The 14,275-nt window shown below is 35.2% G+C and carries 8 protein-coding genes; 7 read left to right on the top strand and 1 reads right to left on the bottom strand.

Features of this window, described 5'->3' with window-relative positions; translation table 11 throughout:
- Positions 1 to 13: 13 nt before the first annotated feature.
- The gene (locus AA088_RS10885; protein ID WP_046745034.1) at positions 14 to 886 is read right to left on the bottom strand and encodes an AraC family transcriptional regulator; all 873 of its coding nucleotides are present in this window, start codon (positions 884 to 886) and stop codon (positions 14 to 16) included.
- 253 nt (positions 887 to 1,139) lie between these two features.
- Between AA088_RS10885 and AA088_RS10880 the strand changes: the two genes are divergently transcribed.
- The 7 genes from AA088_RS10880 (at position 1,140) to gndA (ending at position 14,273) form a co-directional block, all read left to right on the top strand.
- Positions 1,140 to 4,142 carry a SusC/RagA family TonB-linked outer membrane protein gene (locus AA088_RS10880; protein WP_241483406.1) on the top strand — a complete coding sequence of 1,001 codons (3,003 nt, stop codon included), beginning with the start codon at positions 1,140 to 1,142 and terminating at the stop codon, positions 4,140 to 4,142.
- 17 nt (positions 4,143 to 4,159) lie between these two features.
- Entirely contained in the window at positions 4,160 to 5,701 is a 1,542-nt protein-coding gene (locus tag AA088_RS10875; protein ID WP_046745032.1) for a RagB/SusD family nutrient uptake outer membrane protein, read from the top strand.
- A gap of 97 nt (positions 5,702 to 5,798) precedes the next feature.
- Entirely contained in the window at positions 5,799 to 9,089 is a 3,291-nt protein-coding gene (locus AA088_RS10870; protein WP_064972165.1) for a VCBS repeat-containing protein, read from the top strand.
- A 149-nt stretch (positions 9,090 to 9,238) separates the two neighbouring features.
- Positions 9,239 to 10,156 carry an SMP-30/gluconolactonase/LRE family protein gene (locus AA088_RS10865; protein WP_046745031.1) on the top strand — a complete coding sequence of 306 codons (918 nt, stop codon included), beginning with the start codon at positions 9,239 to 9,241 and terminating at the stop codon, positions 10,154 to 10,156.
- Positions 10,149 to 12,401 (top strand): beta-glucosidase BglX, encoded by a 2,253-nt coding sequence (bglX, locus tag AA088_RS10860; RefSeq protein ID WP_052752870.1) that lies wholly within the window; start codon positions 10,149 to 10,151, stop codon positions 12,399 to 12,401. The genes AA088_RS10865 and bglX overlap by 8 nt, the downstream gene beginning before the upstream one ends.
- The gene (locus AA088_RS10855) at positions 12,394 to 12,885 is read left to right on the top strand and encodes a gluconokinase (RefSeq protein ID WP_046745030.1); all 492 of its coding nucleotides are present in this window, start codon (positions 12,394 to 12,396) and stop codon (positions 12,883 to 12,885) included. The genes bglX and AA088_RS10855 overlap by 8 nt, the downstream gene beginning before the upstream one ends.
- The gene (gene gndA / locus AA088_RS10850; RefSeq protein ID WP_046745029.1) at positions 12,882 to 14,273 is read left to right on the top strand and encodes an NADP-dependent phosphogluconate dehydrogenase; all 1,392 of its coding nucleotides are present in this window, start codon (positions 12,882 to 12,884) and stop codon (positions 14,271 to 14,273) included. The genes AA088_RS10855 and gndA overlap by 4 nt, the downstream gene beginning before the upstream one ends.
- Positions 14,274 to 14,275 lie beyond the last annotated feature (2 nt).

Genomic DNA, 14,275 nt, shown 5'->3' with positions numbered 1-14,275 from the left:
TGATAAAATAGTATTATAGCACTTTTTGTATGCCATTAAATTCTGCACGGAATTCACTTGGGGTGGCATTTTTAATTTTTTTGAACATTCGGTTAAAATGAGCTAGGTTGTTAAATCCGCATTTGTATGCAATTTCACCTACACTCATATCTGTTTCCAAAAGAAATCGGGTAGCATAGCTTACGCGTGTACTATTGGTAAACGCAATGAAGGTTTTTCCTGTTCTGCTTTTGATAAAGCGATTAAAAGAAACAGGAGTCATATTAATTAAAGAAGAAATTTCGTCAAGTGTGATTTTTCGATGAAAATTATTCTGAATGTATTCGTATATCTTTTTGATTTTGTCGCTGTTTTCAAATTCATTATAATTAGAAAAAGAAGTAGATAGGAGTTTTTGGTTTCTCGAATTAGAAAGATCTTGTAAGATGGAAATAAATTCTAAAAAGTAGTCAATGCCCGATGTTTTGGGAAGTTCAAGTAATCTTGGCATGATTTCTTTGGCAGTTTTTTCTGAAAATAAAATTCCGTGAATAGATCTATTGAGCATGTCTCGAATTGATTTGAACACTCTTCTTGAAAGCAATTGGTCGTCTAAAAGATCGTTGTGAATATGTATGGTTACTTCGTGAATTTCTTTGTTTTTACAATTGTGTAATTCCCAGCAGTGTGGTAAATTAGGGCCTACCAAAACTAGTTCGTAAGTACCTATTTCTTCCATGTGATCTCCAATGACACGACGAACACCTTTGCCGTTGTAAATAAAGTTTAATTCGTATTCTGGGTGAAAATGTAGAGGGAAGTCAAATTCATCTTTTACGCGATAATATACTAAAAAGCTGTCGGCTTGTGATAACTGTGTAATTTCTCTATGAATCTTCTTTTGCATAAGTTAGGAGAATTGCTTTAACATAATTTTATAAAAAATATACTGGTATTTGATAAAATTGTATTAAACATTTGTTAATATTGAGTATACATTTGTGCAAATTAAATGATTTTTTGTGTAAAAAGTTGAAAATAATCCAATAGTAATATTGTTTTTTTGACAATTAAAACGCTAAAAAATAAATTCTACACAAAAACTGACCTAATTAATTATCAATATGAAAAACAACATTTTAAAGAATTTTTTGCTGGTCATGCTCCTTTCTTCTTTTAGTGTTTTATACGCACAAAAAGAAATTAAGGGAGTTGTATCAGATGCTACTGGAGGAATTCCAGGAGTGAATGTTACCGTAAAAGGAACGTCTAATGGAACAGTTTCCGGATTTGATGGGAGCTATACAATTAAAAACGTGCAACCAGATGCAACTTTGGTTTTTAGTTATGTAGGTTACAAAACGAAAGAAGTAGCTGTTGGAAACCAAACAGTAATTAACGTAACACTAGAAGAAGATCAAAGTGCGTTGGATGAAGTGGTTGTGGTAGGTTATGGAGCTAAGAAAAAGAGTTTAGTAACAGGTGCAATCTCTAGTGTGGATGCAGAAGATATTAAAAGTGTATCCAATCAACGAGTAGAACAAGCGTTACAGGGGCGTACGTCTGGTGTTACAGTTTCTTCTTCTTCAGGTTCGCCAGGTTCTGGAGCGCGAATTCGGATTAGAGGAACAGGTTCAAGCGGTACTTCCGAGCCATTATTTATCGTTGATGGAATGAAGGTTTCTACTATCGATAATATTCCGCCTTCCGATATTGAGAATCTAGAAGTTTTAAAAGATGCTGCGTCTGCGGCTATTTATGGAACAGAAGGGGCTAATGGTGTTATTATCATTACAACCAAAAGTGGAAAAGGAAAAAAAATTAAGGTAAACTTTAACTCTCAATTAGGAGTTCAATTTTTACGTACCGATTTAGAATTGATGAACGCCTCTCAGTTTGTTACTTACATGAACGAAGCAGGTGTAACATCTGTAGTAAGTAATGGGTATGATACCAATTGGGTTGACGAAGTTTTTGATACAGCATTCATGCAACGTTATGATGTGAGTTTATCGGGAGAAGCAGCTAAAATTTCATACTATTTCTCGGCAGCTCATACAGATCAAGATGGAATTGTATCTAAAGAAAATTCATCATTCAAAAGAACGGCACTTCGCTTAAACTTGAAAAGTGAAATTACGAAATGGTTTGAGGCAGGAGTAAGTGCTACAACATCATTTATAGATAAAAAAGGGGTGCAAGAAGATAATGATACAAGAGGAGTTATTCAAAATGCATTGGTAATTGATCCATTAACACCTGTGGTTTACCCTGCGGGGCAAGTGCCACAAGAAGTAATTGATAGAGCTGCCGATAATGGTTTTCCAAATGTACCTTTACTTAGAGATGGAGACGGAAATGTGTATGGATACCCAACATATTCAACTGGAGAAGTGTTGAACCCTGTAGCATATGCAGATGTAAATAGAACATTGAATGAAAACAATCAGTTTTTATCTACTATTTATGGAAAGTTTACCATTTTAGAAGGATTGCAATTTACGTCAAGATTTGGGTATGAATACAGAGACTTTTATAACAGAAACACAGTATTGCCATATTTTGTAGCATCTGAAGCACAAAATACAACGTATACAATGTCTGAATCAAGAATTCGCTCAAGACGTTGGTTATGGGAAAATTTTGCTTCCTACAATAAATCGTTCGGGAATCATAATTTCTCAGTCTTGGCAGGATATTCTGCAGAAGAAACTGAAATTCCAACAATTGTATCAAGAAGCGGTTCTATTGCGATACCAGATTTTACAGCTTTTGATTTAGACTTACCAGGCTATACAGTAGATGATCGTACGGCTAATATTAATACATTCAGAGATAATTTAGTATCAATGTACGGTAGACTTTCGTATGATTATAATGGAAAATATTTATTTGAAGCTTCTGTAAGGCGCGATCGTTCAGACAAGTTTCCTTCAGCAAATAGAGCGGCTACTTTCCCTGCTTTTTCTGCAGGATGGGTAGTGTCTAATGAAGATTTTTGGAAAGAAGATGCATTTTTAAACTATTTTAAAGTTAGAGGAAGTTGGGGACAAAATGGAAACAAGTCTAATTTGGCAGGAAATTCAGATGTAATTAGTATAACACGAAACATTAATGGGCTACCAATCGATTACCTTGGAGTTGGAGGAGCGCAAATTACAGGATTTGCTAACTCGAACTTAGTTTGGGAAACCTCTTCTCAAACGAATTTTGGAATTGACTTGCGTGCTATGCAAAATAAACTGCGTTTTTCGGTTGACTATTACAAGAAAACAACTGAAGACTTAATTGTATCTGATGGAAGTCTTATTACGCCAGGTTCGGCAGGATTTACATCAAATGAGTTCAATGCAGGAACAATTGTCAACAAAGGTTTTGAATTTGAAGTAGGGTATGCAAATAATGATAATGAATTTAAATATCAAATCAATGCCAATCTATCTACTCTAGATAATGAAGTTACAGAAATACTATTCTTACCTCAAGGAACTTCAATCCGTGGAGCAGGAGCCCCACAAAATGATGATGGAATTACAAGGTTCACAGAAGGATTGCCAGCATGGTATTTCTTCGGATATCAAACTAATGGAGTTGATCCAGCTACAGGAGAATTGATTCGTGTTGATACGGATGGAGATGGAAACATTACAAATGCAGACAAAACGTTTATAGGTTCGCCACATCCAGACGTGTTATTTGGAGGGAATATTGGTATGCAGTACAAGGCATTTGACTTTAACTTGCAGTTTCAAGGAACACTTGGAAATGATATCTTTACTTCATATAACCAACCTTCGCGTCCTATTACCAACAAACCTGTACATTACTTTAATGATAGATGGCAAAATGCAGGAGATACAGCTACTTTTCCATCTGCAGCCACAATTACAGATGCGTACGATACTGACTTAATGGTAGAAGATGGTTCGTATATGCGAATTAAGCAAATCCAGTTAGGATACACGCTGCCACAAAACATTACAGAAAAATTACACGTAAACAATTTACGAGTTTACGTATCTTTAGATGACTACTTTACATTCACTAAATATAGAGGACTAGATCCAGAAATTGGAAACTTTGGATTTAATGATATAGGAGTAGATAGAGGATATTATCCAACAGCCGCAAGAATGATCTTTGGTTTAGCGCTCGATTTTTAATCAAAAAAACTTTGAAAATGAAAAAAAACATTCTATTAACCGCCGTAATTTTATTTTTAGGAATATTGGCGTGTAGTGATGACTTTACTACAAATCCACCTGAAAATGTAGAAGACCTTGAAACATTCTTCCAAAAAGAAGAAAATGTAGAAGCAGCAGTCATTGGAATTTATGATTTAATGCACTTGAATTATAGTAAAGATTGGCACAGTGCCTTTTTTGTAAAGTTATTACCTGGAGATGATGCCAACTGTGCAGGAGGAAACTCTAGTGACCAACCTCAATTGCAAGACATTGACGATTATACAAATATTTCTACTGCAAACGGATCCATTGAGAATATATGGAACAACTTTTATAGTACAATTGCGCTTTCTAACCTAGTCATTGAAAGTTTGCAAGAAAGTACGTTGAGCAATAAAGATAGAGCTACTGCTGAAGCAAAATTTATCAGAGCGTGGAGCTATTTTGAATTAACAACTATGTTTGGAGATGTGCCGTTACGATTGACACTTCCGCAAGGTGCAGCTGATTTTGGATTGGCTAAATCTTCTCGAGCAGATATCTACACACAAATAGAAGCAGATTTAGCAGATGCAATTGCTAATTTACCAGAAAAATCTGCTTTGGCAGATGATTTTAGATTTTCAAAAGGAGCAGCGCAAGCGTTAATGGGAAAAGTGCTAGTATTCCAAGAAAAATATATGGAAGCTATTCCGTATTTTGAATCAGTAATCACCAATCCTATGCATGATTTAGAAGCTAGTCCTGCAGATGTATGGTCTATCGATAAAGAGTTTGGTATAGAATCTCTAGTTGAAATAGGTTTTGTATCTACCACGAGTAGAGATTGGGGAAATATCGCTTGGGGAGGACGTAATGAAAGTAACTTACACATTCAGTTGATGGGGCCAAGAGGAGATGGAATTTTTGATGTAACAGGAACAGGATTGTTAAATGGCTGGGGATTCAATCTGCCAACAGCAAAACTTATAAGTGCTTTTGAAAATGCTGGAGATACACAAAGAAAAGCAGCAACATTACTTACTGAAGCCGAATTGATTGCTGCGGGAGGCGGAGTAGATGCTACCAGTGCAACAGGAGGAGTTATTTGGGATTATGAAGGTGCTATTCGTATAAAATATGCTACCCGAGCAGAAGATACAAGTAGTGATGGAGTTCGTGAATTAAACTATAGTACCAACTTTAGATTGTTCCGTTATGCAGAAGTATTATTACTTGCAGCAGAAGCATACAATAAAGCAGGACAAGACGGAAATGCACGTGCCGAATTAAATAAAGTAAGAAATAGAGCAGGATTGGCAGATGTAAGTCCATCACTAGCAGGAACTGCTTTATTTGATGCAATTGTAGACGAAAAATTCTTAGAATTGGCTCATGAAGGACAACGTTTTTGGGATTTAGTTCGTTGGGGAAGAGCTGCAACAGAATTGGCAGGAACTGGTTATGCACCTAAAAATGATCTATTCCCAATTCCAATTACTGAAATAGATAAAAATGCAGAACTTACAGTAGCCGACCAGAATCCTGGTTACTAGAAAATAACTTTATTCAATCATATCATTTGAATTGCTGTAACAAAGCAGTGTGTCATGCATGCTGCTTTGTTATTATATAACTCAAACTAAGTTGTTAATGAAAAAACTGAGTAAAATACTGATGCTTTTGTGCTTGCTAAGTGCGTGTACTTCCAACGAGACATCAAAAGAGAAATCACAAAAGATATTTACAAAGTTAACAGCTGAGCAAACAAATGTTTTATTTGCAAATACGCTTACAGAAACAGATAGCCTTAATTACTTCACATATACATCGCTATATATGGGAGGCGGCGTATCGGTAGGTGATATTAATAATGATGGTTTGATTGATATATTCTTTACTGGCAATCAAGTAAAAAATAGACTCTATCTTAACCAAGGAAATCTGCAGTTTAAAGATATTACGGAAAGTAGTCATATTGCTGGAGATGATCGATGGTATACAGGTACGACAATGGTCGATGTGAATAATGATGGATTTTTAGATATTTATTGTTCAGTTGCGGGGAAAACAGGAAATAAAAAAAACCAACTGTTTCTCAATAATACAGACAATACATTTACGGAAGTTGCAGAAAAATATGGAGTTGCAGATGAAGGAAACTCTATTCAAGCTACTTTTTTTGACTACGATAATGATGGCGATTTGGATATGTATTTGGCAAACTATCCTATAGCACATCCATCTACGCCAAACATGATCTATAAAAATCGTATGCAAAATGTCACCTCGATTGAATCTGATAAACTTTACCGAAATGATGGACATGCGTTTACAGATGTTTCAGAAGAAGCAGGCGTTAGGAATTACAGTTTTTCAATTGGTATAGCTGCCGCAGATGTGAACAATGATGGTTGGATGGATTTATATGTTTCAAATGATTATAGTATTCCAGATTTTCTATACATCAATAATCAAGACGGTACATTTAAAGAAGTCATTAAACAAGCAACCAACCAAACAGCTTTCTATGGAATGGGTGTTGATGTAGCCGATATCAATAACGATGGTTTTTTAGACATTTTCCAAGCTGATATGGATGCAGATACCAACAGACGGTCCAAGGCAAATATGGCAAGTATGAATCCTCGTTTATTCTATGAAACTGTACTCTATGGATTTCATTACCAATATATGCACAATTGCTTGCAACTCAATACAGGATATCAAGAAGAAGGAGTGCCAAAATTTTCAAATATTTCTCGATTAACAGGAACTTCTTCAACCGATTGGAGTTGGGCGCCATTATTTGCAGACTTTGATAATGATTCACATAAAGACCTTTTTGTTAGTAATGGAACGCGTCGAGAGATTAACAATAAAGATTTTTTTAAAAATATAGGAAAAGAAAAGTACGACTCACTATCATTATTGGAAAAAAGTCAATTAATTCCGAGTGAAAAAATAGACAACTTTATATTCCAAAATCAAGGAAATCTGTCATTCAAAAAATCAAATCAAGACTGGGGAATTGAACACAAAGGCTTTTCCAACGGAGCTGTATATGCCGATATAGATAATGATGGTGACTTAGAAATTATCATTAACAACATAGACGAAGAAGCTGTTATTTTTAAAAATAATGCGTCAGATACATATAATTATCTAAAAGTTCAACTCAAAGGAAGTACCTCAAACAGTTACGGATTGGGCTCAAGAATTACTATATATGTTGATGGGAAGCAGCAAGTACAAGAACTGACATTGACTCGTGGATTCCAATCTTCAATCGCACCTGAATTGCACTTCGGATTGGAAAAAACAACCCGAATAGACAGTTTATTCGTGGTTTGGAATGATGGTAAAATCTATACACAAAAAGACATTGAAGCCAATCAAACTCTAGTATTGAATTATGCTGAAGCAATTGAAAAAGAAAACGTTCAAATCTCAGAGAACCCAAAACAATTTGCTACTCATAAGGCACTTTCGAAAATCATTAAGCATACTGAGAATGATTATGATGATTTTGCTACGCAAGTATTATTACCACATCAAATGTCTACACTTGGACCAGCAGTCGCAGTTGCCGATGTAAATAATGATGGTTTTGAAGATATTTTTGTTGGTGGTTCATTTGGAAATTCTGCTCACATATACTTACAGACTCATAATGGCTTTCAAGCGCAAACAACTACTACATTTGAAGCTGATAAAATTTCAGAAGATACTGGTGCACTTTTCTTTGATGCAGACAACGATGGAGATCAAGATTTATACGTGGTAAGTGGAGGTTATGAATTTGCTCAAAACTCTAACTTCTTGCAAGACAGAGTATACATTAATGATGGAAAAGGGAGTTTTCAAAAAAGTAATACTGCACTTCCCACTATTGCTATTAGTGGTTCACGTGTTTACTCATTTGATTATAATAAAGATGGAAAGCAAGACGTATTGGTTTTAGGTCGTCAAACACCAGGCAAATACCCATTTCCAACATCAAGTCTTCTTCTTGAAAATATCTCAACTACTAATGAAATAAAATTAGAAGACACTACGAAAAATTTTGCGCCTGCATTGCTAAACATAGGAATGGCTACAAGTGCCGTAATCACTGATTTTAATAATGATTCATGGGAAGATATAATTCTCGTAGGAGAATGGATGCCCATTACACTACTTCAAAATAACAAAGGAGTGTTTGAAAATGTGACTGAAAAATATGGATTACAAGAAACAAGAGGTTGGTGGTGGAGCATTAAGCAAGGAGACTTTGATAATGATGGTGATATGGATTATGTAATAGGCAACAACGGACTTAATTATAAATACAAAGCAACCGAAGCTGAAACATTTGATATTTATGTAGAAGATTTTGATAAGAATCAAAAAGAAGATATTGTACTTAGTTACTATCAAAATGGAGAACAATATCCTGTTCGTGGCCGACAATGTTCTTCGCAGCAAGTACCAGGAATCAAAGAAAAATTCAAAAATTATGACGAATTTTCTACTGCTACTCTTATAGATGTATACGGAAAAAAGAAATTAGAAAATGCATTACACTATCAAGTAAAATCGTTTGCAAGTATATATTTAGAAAATACCAGCCAAGGGTTTAAAATACATGAATTGCCTGTAGAAGCGCAACTCTCAAGCATTCAACAAATTCTTGTAAATGATTACAATGGCGATGGTTATTTGGATATCATTGCTGCAGGAAATTTATATAATTCAGAAGTAGAAACACCTCGAAATGATGCGAGTTATGGAGTATACCTGCAAGGAAATGGAAAGGGATTCTTTCAATCGGTTCCAGTTACACAAAGCGGATTGTATACTTCGGGAGATGTAAAGGATTTACAAACAATTTCTATTGGAAAAGACACATACCTACTCTCCATCAAAAACAACGATTACATTCAGTTTATAAAATATAATTAAGCAACATACACATATTTTTTGAGGAGAATACAAGAATCACCTTGTATTCTAGGATAAATACATACCTATATTGTCAAAAAATGAAAAGAATAACTTTATGCTTTCTACTGCTTGTTTTTACGTGTTGTAAGACAAATAAAACAGAATTAATGGCAGAATTAGAATATGAAATTCCTTCTAAATTAGGAGAAGGAGCTATTTGGGATTATCGAAAAAAAGTACTCTATTGGGTAGATATTGAAGGAAAATCACTCAATATCTATTCGCCTAAAACCAAAACTAACAAAGAAATCAAAATGCCGTCACGGATAGGAACTGTTGTGCCTTCTGAAATTGAAAATGAAGCAGTGGTAGCTCTGGAAGATGGTATTTATATGGTTAATATCGTCACAGAAAATATATCATTACTCTCAGATATTGAAGCTACACATACAGAAAATCGTTTCAACGATGGCAAGTGCGATCCTAATGGAAATCTTTGGGTGGGTTCTATGCATTTGCCACAATCCAAACCTGAAGGAAGTCTATATAAAATCAACTCTGACGGAGAAGCACAAAAAATGTTGGGAAATATTACCATTTCTAACGGTATTGTATGGACAAAAGATAAAAAAACAATGTACTATATCGACACACCAACTTCAAACATTAGAGCGTTCGATTACAACGAGCAGAACAACACTATTTCCAATGAACGAATCGCAGTAAAAGTTGATGAAGCTGATGGTTTTCCTGATGGAATGACAATTGATGAAAACGATAAACTTTGGGTTGGTCTTTGGAACGGTAACTGTATTGCGCAATATGATCCTATTACAGGGAAAATGCTTTCAAAAGTTCATGTGCCTGCTCACAATGTAACTTCCTGTGCATTTGGAGGAGAAAATCTGGATATTCTTTATATCACAACCTCAAGTCTCGATATGAACGATGAAGAAAAAAAGCAGTACAACAAAGCAGGTTCTATCTTCAAAATTAAACTCGACACAAGAGGCGTTCGCAGCACATTTTTCAAAAAACCAATGTATAAAATAACTCAAGCAAACTATTCTTTTTCCCATGAATAATTTAAAACAACATAGAATACTACTCTGTATTTTTTCAATTTTGATAATTTCTTGTGAAACACACACACAACCAGTAGATGAAATAGAGACAAAAGTCAATGAACTCCTTACTACAATGTCCTTAGATGAAAAAATAGGTCAATTAAATTTGCGAGGAACTTCAAGCCGAGTAAAAGGAGAACTGCCAGACTCTTTAAAACAAGCTGTTAGAGATGGAAAAATTGGAGCTTTTTTAAATGTCACAAATACCGCATATGTAGACGAATTGCAACGAATTGCTGTAGAAGAAAGTCCTCACAAAATCCCATTAATCTTCGCTAGAGATGTCATTCATGGATATAAAACCATTTTTCCAATTCCCTTAGGAATCGCTGCTAGTTGGGATACAGAAGTTGCTGAAAATTCTTCGAGAATAGCAGCTATAGAAGCTTCGTCATTTGGTATTCGTTGGACGTTTGCTCCTATGCTTGATATTGCGAGAGATAGTAGATGGGGACGTATTGCCGAATCACCAGGAGAAGATCCATTCTTAGCGGCCAAATTATCCGAAGCGTATATAAAAGGATTTCAAGGGAAAAATTTAAAAGATCCCACCAGTATGATTGCTTGCGCAAAACATTTTATTGGCTATGGCGCTGCAATTGGAGGACGCGATTATAATACAGCCATCATCAATGATGCACTATTGCGCAATGTCTATTTACCTCCTTTTAAAACTGCTGTAGAGGCAGGATCACAAACATTTATGACTGCTTTTAACGAAATGAATGGTATACCAGCTTCTGGTGATAAGCGGTTGCTGACACATATATTACGTGACGAATATAATTTTGATGGATTTGTAGTGAGTGACTGGGATTCGGTTAAAGAAATGATTCCTCATGGTTTTGCAGAAGATCTTAAACATGCAGCCGAAATTTCGCTGAATGCAGGTTTAAATATGGAAATGACAAGCAAAACATTTGAAACCTATACAAAAACATTACTTGATGAAGGAAAAATTACCATTTCACAAATTGATAAATTGGTAGGTGATATTTTACGGGTAAAATTGAAAATGGGACTCTTTGAAAATCCTTATAGAGAAGATAAAAGTAGCAATCTGTACGCGACAGCACATTTGGAAAAAGCAAAAGAAGCTGTTATAAAAAGTTCGGTATTATTAAAAAATAATCAAAATATATTACCATTGGCTGCCAACACAAAATTGGCAGTTATTGGACCGTTAGCAAATCAGCCAAGAGAACAACTTGGTACATGGACATTTGATGGTGATGGAAAATTTACACAAACGCCAATCCATACATTTCAAAGCAAAAACGTTACATTCAACTATGTAGAAGGATTATCACACAGTCGTGATAAGAGTGCTGCAAACTTCTCAAAAGCAATGTCGGTAGCAAAAACTTCTGATGTCATTATATTTATCGGCGGAGAAGAAGCAATTCTTTCGGGAGAAGCGCATAGTAGAGCTGATATTAATTTGCCTGGAGCACAAGAAGATCTCATTAAAGAGCTAGCCAAAACCGGAAAACCCATTGTGCTAATCATTATGGCTGGACGACCAATTACAGTAGGAAATATTATCAATGATGTAGATGCAATCTTAATGACATGGCATCCAGGAACAATGGGAGGACCTGCAATTTACGACATGATTTTTGGAGAAGATGAACCTCAAGGACGATTGCCAGTAACATGGCCAAAAATGGCAGGACAATTGCCATTATTTTACAATCATAAAAATACAGGACGACCAGTAATTCCAGAGGAATTTGTACAGCTAGATAGCATTCCAATTGGTGCATGGCAAAGTTCACTTGGTAACACATCTCACTATTTAGATGTTGGTTATTTGCCACAATATCCATTTGGCTATGGCTTAGGATATACCAGTTTTTCATATGGAAAAATTAATTTAACAGATACGATTATTTCGGAAAATGAAGAACTAATTGTTTCGGTAAAAGTCACCAATACAGGTGAACGTGCAGGAAGTGATATTGTACAATTGTATGTGCAAGATGTGGCTGGGCGCATTACTCGACCAGTAAAAGAACTAAAAGGATTTCAAAAAGTGACGTTGCAACCCAATGAAACAAAAACGATACACTTTACCTTAACAATTGATGATTTGAAATATTATGATAATCAACAACAATTAAGTGTAGAAAAAGGAACTTTTAATGTTTGGGTTGGGGCGCATTCGGCTACGCAAAATAGGGCAACATTTAAGTATGAATAAACTCTTTATTATTATGGGTGTTAGTGGATGCGGAAAAACAACTATTGGAAAGCAGCTAGCAAAAAAAATAAATCTTCCATTTTTGGATGCAGATGACTTTCATTCTGAAGAAAACATTCAAAAAATGACAAATGGAATAGCTCTCAATGATACAGATCGCATGCCATGGTTGGACACACTGAACAATGAACTTAAAACGTATACAGAGAAGTACGGAGTAGTTTTAGCTTGTTCAGCATTAAAAGAAAGCTACCGAAAAAAATTGAGTGAAGGAATAAGTCAAATACAGTGGATTTACTTAAAAAGCGATTCTAAACTAATTCAACAACGTATGCAACAGCGTACAGATCATTTTATGAATGTTCAATTAATGCAGTCACAGTTTGATACTTTAGAAGAACCGACATATGGATTACATATCTCTAACGCAAGTTCACCAAACGAAATTATGATACAAATTTTACAAAAAATGGGACACATATGAAGAATGCTTCTTTTGGAATTATCGGTTTGGGCGTGATGGGAAAAAGTATAGCTATCAACGCACTAAATAAAAACATTTCGGTGGCAGTGTATAATCGAGAAACGACAGATGAGGTACATATTGCCCAAACTTTTGCAAAAGTTTATTCAGACAAACAAGTTCAAGGTTTTTCAGATATACAGGCTTTTGTTAACGCTCTTGAAACTCCTCGAAAAATACTGCTCATGGTCAATGCAGGAAAAGCGGTTGATCAAGTGATTGCTACGTTACTTCCTTATTTATCAGCAGGAGACATCCTTTTGGATGGAGGTAATTCACATTATAAAGATACCAATAAAAGAATTTTAGACTTAAAAAAACAGCACATACATTTATTAAGTGTCGGAATTTCAGGAGGAGAAGAAGGCGCACTTACGGGGCCTTCATTAATGCCTGGAGGAGATAAGGAAAGTTATCTTGTTGTAAAAAAAATCTTGGAAATGATTGCTGCAAAAGATGCAGATAAAAAACCATGCTGTGCTTACATTGGAAATGATGGTTCAGGACATTTTGTTAAAATGGTTCATAATGGTATTGAATATGGCGACATGCAATTATTGGCAGAACTATACGAAGTTTTATCGCTAACATGTTCATATAATGATATTGCAACAATTTTCCGTAACTGGAATCAAACGGAACTTCAAAGCTATCTATTGGAAATTACTGCAGATATTTTGACTACCAAAGAAGGTAATACCTATGTATTAGATACAATTTTAGATAAAGCAGGCAATAAAGGGACTGGTTCGTGGTCGAGTATAGCTGCGATGGAATTAGGAGTGCCTACAACAATCAAAACCTCGGCAGTATATGCTCGTTATTTATCTTCACTTAAAGAAAAAAGAGCGCAATTAGCAATTTCCAAACCACATCACCCTATTGAAGAAATAGCCATTGATGTGATAAAAAGAGCCTACAAGTTTACTCGATTATTAAACTTGCATCAAGGATTTGAGCTACTTCGTGCTGCATCAAAAACATACGAATGGCAATTACAATTGGCAGAAATTTGTAGAATATGGTCCAATGGGTGTATAATTAAATCTGCCATGTTAAAACAATGTATGAGCATTCTTAAAGAAAAAGACTCATTATTGGATGACGAGACTATTATTCAGCAGCTTACTGATCTGGAATCCGATGTAAAAAAAGGAATACAATATGCATTACAATATCGCTTGAATATTCCATGTATTACAGCAGCGTATTCCTATTGGCTTATGATGACAACTCAACGTACTTCTGCGAATATGATTCAAGCGCAACGAGATTTTTTTGGAGCGCATACATTTCAAAGAGTAAATGATGCCTCTCAAAAACAAATTCACTATCACTGGAAAAAATAAAC

Source organism: Kordia zhangzhouensis, from assembly GCF_001005305.1.
Classification (GTDB): Bacteria; Bacteroidota; Bacteroidia; order Flavobacteriales; family Flavobacteriaceae; genus Kordia; species Kordia zhangzhouensis.
The sequence above is the reverse complement of the archived record's forward strand: the minus strand, read 5'-3'. Positions and strand labels throughout refer to the sequence as shown.

Excerpts from the sequence above, each read along its gene's own strand:
- AA088_RS10885 (WP_046745034.1), bottom strand. The coding sequence starts at position 886 with ATGCAAAAGAAGATTCATAGAGAAATTACACAGTTATCACAAGCCGAC.
- AA088_RS10880 (WP_241483406.1), top strand. The coding sequence starts at position 1,140 with ATGCTCCTTTCTTCTTTTAGTGTTTTATACGCACAAAAAGAAATTAAG.
- AA088_RS10875 (WP_046745032.1), top strand. The coding sequence starts at position 4,160 with ATGAAAAAAAACATTCTATTAACCGCCGTAATTTTATTTTTAGGAATA.
- AA088_RS10870 (WP_064972165.1), top strand. The coding sequence starts at position 5,799 with ATGAAAAAACTGAGTAAAATACTGATGCTTTTGTGCTTGCTAAGTGCG.
- AA088_RS10865 (WP_046745031.1), top strand. The coding sequence starts at position 9,239 with ATGGCAGAATTAGAATATGAAATTCCTTCTAAATTAGGAGAAGGAGCT.
- bglX (WP_052752870.1), top strand. The coding sequence starts at position 10,149 with ATGAATAATTTAAAACAACATAGAATACTACTCTGTATTTTTTCAATT.
- AA088_RS10855 (WP_046745030.1), top strand. The coding sequence starts at position 12,394 with ATGAATAAACTCTTTATTATTATGGGTGTTAGTGGATGCGGAAAAACA.
- gndA (WP_046745029.1), top strand. The coding sequence starts at position 12,882 with ATGAAGAATGCTTCTTTTGGAATTATCGGTTTGGGCGTGATGGGAAAA.